This window comes from Rhizobium sp. P1_E1 (assembly GCF_056406015.1).
This window is the reverse complement of the sequence record NZ_JBFUAY010000489.1, coordinates 1-1,463: the sequence shown is the minus strand read 5'-3', so window position 1 is coordinate 1,463 and position 1,463 is coordinate 1. Positions and strand designations below refer to the sequence as shown.

1 protein-coding gene is annotated in these 1,463 nt (G+C 58.1%); it reads left to right on the top strand.

Annotated features, from left to right (window positions below; all coding sequences use genetic code 11):
• Nucleotides 1-62 precede the first annotated feature (62 nt).
• The gene (locus AC1D1Z_RS37360; protein ID WP_130729867.1) at nt 63-1,292 is read left to right on the top strand and encodes a replication initiator protein A; all 1,230 of its coding nucleotides are present in this window, start codon (nt 63-65) and stop codon (nt 1,290-1,292) included.
• Nucleotides 1,293-1,463: the final 171 nt, after the last annotated feature.

The window sequence follows — 1,463 nt, the reverse complement described above, 5'->3', positions numbered from 1 at the left end:
GTCGTCCCTCGGTACCGGCTGGAGGTCGATGTCACGTTGTTTCATCCTAGCTAGACTGCCGCATGGCCTCCAAGAAACTCAACCTCAAATCCCGCGAAGCGTTCGCCGAGCTGTCGCTGCACCACAAGAACGCTTACCTGCAGGAAGTAGCCGGTCTAATCATGGCCGTGCGGGGTGAGGATCCGGTCGAATTGGACAAGGACGCGCTAGCGCGTTTGCGCCGCTACTACAGCCGTCGCTCCATGGCTGACCTTCGCCTCAACGAAGTGGGCGGACCGCTCCGCCGCACCTTTGAGAGCTTGGCTGACGGTATTCGCAGCGACGAGGTTGTAACCCTCCTCAAGCACGAGCTGCCAGCACCTCGCCGTAGCGCTGCGTTTTCGCGTCCGGCGCCGATCGATGACGCCCAGCTGATGTTTTTCGTGCCGTCTGTTCACGACGCGCCGCTCAAGGACGACTTCAATCTCATGGACATTGCACCTTTTGCGCTGTCCAAATCCGGCGGGGCAGGGGTTATTCGCTACGAGCTGAAAGACTCCATCATCACCATCGAAGGAGGTGCGGAGGTCGGGCTGGCAACGGCTTACGACTACGACATCGTCATCAACATGATCTCGCATCTGGCGGAAGCCACACGGCGCTTCCGCATCGACGAGGCCAAGGGCCTCAAGCCGAGCATTCCGCCCCAGGTGTACCGCCCAGCTGCAGCCGAAATCCTCAAGTTCTGCCGGCGTGAGCTTGGTGGTAAGCAATACGAGGATCTGGAGCGTGCGTTAGCGCGCCTGCAGGCAACGAATATCCGCATCACCAATCTTAAAGGCGATCGTAAAGGCCGGGACCGCCGCGCAACCGAATCCTTCCCGCTGATCGGTCGCTACAAGGTCGTCAGCCGCACCAACCAGGATCGGATAGGCCAGGTCGAGATTGAAATCCCGGGGTGGGTCTATGAAGGGGTTGTGCGGCCTGATGGAAAGCCGACCATCCTGACGCTCAATCCCGACTACTTCCTGCTGTCACGGCCGATCGCCCGTTTCATTTACCGCCTTGCCCGTAAGGCTGCCGGCGACACCACGGCCTTTTATTCCTTGAAGGAACTGCACAAGCGTAGCGGTGCGAAGGGTCCGATGCGAAAATTCCGCCAGACGATTGAGGAGATCGTCGAGACGGCCAAGACTACCCCGCTACCTGACTATGATCTCAACCTTGAGGATCGCGGTCACGATCTGGTCTTGCACATGCGCAAGCGCAACAAGAGCCTTCCCGGGGAGATGGACCTCGCAGCGATCGCCTAATTTTGGCAAGCGCCGTACTTCGATCCGCCCATTTTTGACAAAAATATCAGCGMGCGATTCACAGGCGATATTTGTCACAAAACCGTACTTCAATCCGCCTCTCTTTGACAAAAATGGCTGTGGCACGATGTTTGAGGAGTTATCCCCAGTGGCTGTGGATATGTCGAAGTC